General features: G+C 53.1%; 2 tRNA genes and 2 rRNA genes. All 4 read left to right on the top strand.

What is annotated here, in order from left to right:
- Positions 1–413: 413 nt before the first annotated feature.
- The 4 genes from ACR0I8_RS21985 to ACR0I8_RS21970 all read left to right on the top strand — a co-directional run bounded on the left by ACR0I8_RS21985 (position 414) and on the right by ACR0I8_RS21970 (position 5,482).
- Positions 414–1,875 (top strand): 16S ribosomal RNA (locus tag ACR0I8_RS21985).
- Positions 1,876–2,014: 139 nt separating this feature from the next.
- Positions 2,015–2,091: transfer RNA gene (locus ACR0I8_RS21980), tRNA-Ile, on the top strand.
- Between the two features lie 27 nt (positions 2,092–2,118).
- Positions 2,119–2,194 (top strand) — tRNA-Ala (locus tag ACR0I8_RS21975).
- Between the two features lie 458 nt (positions 2,195–2,652).
- Positions 2,653–5,482: ribosomal RNA gene (locus ACR0I8_RS21970) — 23S ribosomal RNA — on the top strand.
- The 16S and 23S rRNA genes sit together here with 2 tRNA genes alongside, the layout of an rRNA operon.
- Positions 5,483–5,508 lie beyond the last annotated feature (26 nt).

Raw genomic sequence — 5,508 nt, 5'->3', positions numbered from 1 at the left:
GGCGGGGACGCTCAGGATAGACTGGGGGCATCTGAGGTTGAGTTTTAGGCGGGCGCGCTGAGGGATTGGCGCAACGGTCTGGTTTTTGGCTCTGGGTGTTTGTTCTTTGACATTGATGGATAACTGAAGAGATATGTGGGCGGTTTGGTTCGTTTCGACGGATTGAATGTCTGTATATCGCGCTGGTAGGTTTCTCGATTAGTCGGGGCCGATGATCCAGTGTCAGCTTCACTGTTTGTTCGGTACTTTGGTTTCTATGAAGCTAAAGCACAGACAAACAGATGACTTTTGGTTGCACCCTGCCTAGCCGGGTAGGGGTATTGCCTAATCGCGCTCAAGTAGCCGAATAGGCGGTAGCGCAATCAAAGATGTGCAGAGGTTCGAACGTCAAGGATAAGCAGGTAACTGCTTTTCAACTTGAGAGTTTGATTCTGGCTCAGAACGAACGCTGGCGGCAGGCCTAACACATGCAAGTCGAGCGCGCCCTTCGGGGTGAGCGGCGGACGGGTTAGTAACGCGTGGGAATATGCCCTTTGGTACGGAATAGCCTCTGGAAACGGAGAGTAATACCGTATGAGCCCTTCGGGGGAAAGATTTATCGCCAAAGGATTAGCCCGCGTTAGATTAGGTAGTTGGTGGGGTAATGGCCTACCAAGCCTACGATCTATAGCTGGTTTTAGAGGATGATCAGCAACACTGGGACTGAGACACGGCCCAGACTCCTACGGGAGGCAGCAGTGGGGAATCTTGGACAATGGGGGCAACCCTGATCCAGCCATGCCGCGTGAGTGATGAAGGCCCTAGGGTCGTAAAGCTCTTTCGCCTGTGAAGATAATGACGGTAGCAGGTAAAGAAACCCCGGCTAACTCCGTGCCAGCAGCCGCGGTAATACGGAGGGGGTTAGCGTTGTTCGGAATTACTGGGCGTAAAGCGCACGTAGGCGGATCGGAAAGTTGGGGGTGAAATCCCGGGGCTCAACCCCGGAACTGCCTCCAAAACTATCGGTCTAGAGTTCGAGAGAGGTGAGTGGAATTCCGAGTGTAGAGGTGAAATTCGTAGATATTCGGAGGAACACCAGTGGCGAAGGCGGCTCACTGGCTCGATACTGACGCTGAGGTGCGAAAGTGTGGGGAGCAAACAGGATTAGATACCCTGGTAGTCCACACCGTAAACGATGAATGCCAGTCGTCGGGTAGCATGCTATTCGGTGACACACCTAACGGATTAAGCATTCCGCCTGGGGAGTACGGTCGCAAGATTAAAACTCAAAGAAATTGACGGGGGCCCGCACAAGCGGTGGAGCATGTGGTTTAATTCGAAGCAACGCGCAGAACCTTACCAACCCTTGACATCCTAGGACCGTTCCAGAGATGGATCTTTCACTTCGGTGACCTAGTGACAGGTGCTGCATGGCTGTCGTCAGCTCGTGTCGTGAGATGTTCGGTTAAGTCCGGCAACGAGCGCAACCCACATCCTTAGTTGCCAGCAGTTCGGCTGGGCACTCTAGGGAAACTGCCCGTGATAAGCGGGAGGAAGGTGTGGATGACGTCAAGTCCTCATGGCCCTTACGGGTTGGGCTACACACGTGCTACAATGGCAGTGACAATGGGTTAATCCCAAAAAACTGTCTCAGTTCGGATTGGGGTCTGCAACTCGACCCCATGAAGTCGGAATCGCTAGTAATCGCGTAACAGCATGACGCGGTGAATACGTTCCCGGGCCTTGTACACACCGCCCGTCACACCATGGGAGTTGGTTCTACCCGACGGCCGTGCGCTAACCTTTTGGAGGCAGCGGACCACGGTAGGATCAGCGACTGGGGTGAAGTCGTAACAAGGTAGCCGTAGGGGAACCTGCGGCTGGATCACCTCCTTTCTAAGGATGTTTCTAGTATCTTGAGCTTGCTCTTGATCGTGAAGCACTTAGCAAAAGATCAACAAACAAAGTTGATCAAACTCATGGACCGAGCCGTCCTCATATCTCTTCAGAACACATCAGGCCGACCGGCCTGTCTGGGTCGGTAGCTCAGGTGGTTAGAGCGCACGCCTGATAAGCGTGAGGTCGGAGGTTCAAGTCCTCCTCGACCCACCACTAGATTAGGGTGCGTAGCACCTGAATGGGGCCTTAGCTCAGCTGGGAGAGCGCCTGATTTGCATTCAGGAGGTCAGGAGTTCGATCCTCCTAGGCTCCACCATTTATCCGATCAGATCGTTAAGCACCTTTTTGGTTCTTAACCGTCCGATTGGACGTCGCTTCTTCGGAGGCATTGACATCGTATAGAGAGAAATCAATCAACACTGTTTGATCGCGCCGAGTGAGGCGTTGATCTCAGTTGGTCCTCTTCGGAGGAGGTTCGATTGGGGATGTTTCCTCGTCCCTCTTTGAATATCCCGGCTGAAACGAACAGAGTTGTCCAAGTCAAGTACACTAACCCGCATGATCTGACGATCATGCATTGTCTTCTATCCTCTGCGTGGGGCCGACCGACATCGGCAGCGCGGGTTCCAGGATGGAAGGCGGGAAAGTATGCTTTTGGTTCAGAAGAAAGATCGCCTTTAGTTACCAGCTGGGCGGTCGCGATTGACATACTTGTGCTCAAGTAGCCGAATAGGCGGTAGCACAACTATCATGTGTCTTTCTCTTTCTGGATCAAATCAAGCGCGAGAAGGGCGTTTGGTGAATGCCTTGGCAGCAAGAGGCGATGAAAGACGTGATACTCTGCGATAAGCCATGGGGAGCTGAGAATAAGCTTTGATCCATGGATCTCTGAATGGGGCAACCCACCTGAAAGCTTCATATTGTTATCTTTGGTAATCAATATGTTGCTTAAACAGGTACTTAAGACCTGAATACATAGGGTTTTAAGAGCAAACCCGGGGAACTGAAACATCTAAGTACCCGGAGGAAAGGAAATCAATTGATACTCCCCTAGTAGCGGCGAGCGAACGGGGACCAGCCGAGCCAGATAAGTGACTAGAACATGTTGGGAAGCATGGCCATAGCGGGTGACAGCCCCGTATAGGAAGCTTTGATGGACGTATTAAGTAGGGCGGAACACGTGAAATTCTGTCTGAAGATCGGAGGACCACCTTCGAAGGCTAAGTACTCCTTGCTGACCGATAGCGAACCAGTACCGTGAGGGAAAGGTGAAAAGCACCCCGACGAGGGGAGTGAAACAGTACCTGAAACCGAACGCCTACAATCAGTCGGAGGATCCTCGAGATCTGACGGCGTACCTTTTGTATAATGGGTCATCGACTTGGTCTCACGAGCAAGCTTAAGCCGTTAGGTGTAGGCGTAGCGAAAGCGAGTCTTAATAGGGCGCATGAGTTCGTGGGATCAGACCCGAAACCGAGTGATCTAGGCATGGCCAGGTTGAAGGTAAGGTAACACTTACTGGAGGACCGAACCCACATCCGTTGAAAAGGATCGGGATGAGCTGTGCCTAGGGGTGAAAGGCCAATCAAACTCGGAGATAGCTGGTTCTCTGCGAAATCTATTTAGGTAGAGCGTCATCCGAATACCCCGGGGGGTAGAGCACTGGATGGGTAATGGGGCCCCACAGGCTTACTGATCCTAACCAAACTCCGAATACCCGGGAGTACTAGATGGCAGACACACTGCGGATGCTAACGTCCGTAGTGGAGAGGGAAACAACCCTGACCTACGACTAAGGCCCCCAATTCATGGCTAAGTGGGAAAGCAGGTGGGACGACCAAAACAACCAGGAGGTTGGCTTAGAAGCAGCCATCCTTTAAAGATAGCGTAACAGCTCACTGGTCTAAATAAGTTGTCCTGCGGCGAAGATGTAACGGGGCTCAAGCCATGAGCCGAAGTCTAGGGATGCGTAAGCATCGGTAGCAGAGCGTAGTGTGACATAGAACTCATCCGTATTTGCATCCACCTGGATGTAATGACGGATCGAGTTCTTTCGATGAAGCCGGGGCGTGAGCCATCCGGTGGAGAGATCACTAGTGAGAATGATGACATGAGTAGCGACAAAGAGTGTGAGAGACACTCTCGCCGAAAGTCCAAGGGTTCCTGCTTAAAGCTAATCTGAGCAGGGTAAGCCGGCCCCTAAGCCGAGGCCGAAAGGCGTAGGCGATGGGAACTAGGTTAATATTCCTAGGCCAGGAGGATGTGACGGATCACAGGTGTAGTTCAATCTTATCGGATTGATTGGGCTGCTGAGTGGTTCCTGGAAATAGCCCTCCATCAGACCGTACCCTAAACCGACACAGGTGGACTGGTAGAGCATACCAAGGCGCTTGAGAGAACGATGTTGAAGGAACTCGGCAAAATACCTCCGTAAGTTCGCGAGAAGGAGGCCCGGTTCCTAGGCAACTAGGGGCTGGGGGCACAAACCAGGGGGTGGCGACTGTTTATTAAAAACACAGGGCTCTGCGAAGTCGCAAGACGACGTATAGGGTCTGACGCCTGCCCGGTGCCTGAAGGTTAAAAGGAGAGGTGAGAGCCTTGAATTGAAGCCCAGGTAAACGGCGGCCGTAACTATAACGGTCCTAAGGTAGCGAAATTCCTTGTCGGGTAAGTTCCGACCTGCACGAATGGCGTAACGACTTCCCCGCTGTCTCCAACATCGACTCAGCGAAATTGAATTGCCTGTCAAGATGCAGGCTTCCCGCGGTTAGACGGAAAGACCCCGTGCACCTTTACTACAGCTTCGCACTGGCATCAGGATTGTGATGTGCAGGATAGGTGGTAGGCTTTGAAGCGGAAACGCAAGTATCCGTGGAGCCTCCCTTGAGATACCACCCTTCGCACTCTTGATGTCTAACCGCGGTCCGTTATCCGGATCCGGGACCCTGCGTGGCGGGTAGTTTGACTGGGGCGGTCGCCTCCTAAAGCGTAACGGAGGCGCGCGAAGGTTGGCTCAGAGCGGTCGGAAATCGCTCGTTGAGTGCAATGGCAGAAGCCAGCCTGACTGCGAGACTGACAAGTCGAGCAGAGTCGAAAGACGGCCATAGTGATCCGGTGGTCCCGAGTGGAAGGGCCATCGCTCAACGGATAAAAGGTACGCCGGGGATAACAGGCTGATACTGCCCAAGAGTCCATATCGACGGCAGTGTTTGGCACCTCGATGTCGGCTCATCTCATCCTGGGGCTGGAGCAGGTCCCAAGGGTACGGCTGTTCGCCGTTTAAAGAGGTACGTGAGCTGGGTTTAGAACGTCGTGAGACAGTTCGGTCCCTATCTGCCGTGGGTGTAGGAGACTTGAGAGGAGTTGCCCCTAGTACGAGAGGACCGGGGTGAACGATCCACTGGTGGACCAGTTGTCGTGCCAACGGCAGTGCTGGGTAGCTATGATCGGACAGGATAACCGCTGAAGGCATCTAAGCGGGAAGCCCCCCTCAAAACAAGGTCTCCCTGAGGGCCGTGGAAGACCACCACGTCAATAGGCCGGAGATGTAAGCGCAGTAATGCGTTCAGTTGACCGGTACTAATCGCCCGATAGGCTTGATTTGATCCAGTAACAGAAAGACAAATCAAA

Source organism: Ruegeria sp. BG9 (assembly GCF_056538305.1).
Note: the sequence above shows the minus strand (reverse complement) of the source record. Positions and strands in the feature narration are given on the sequence as shown.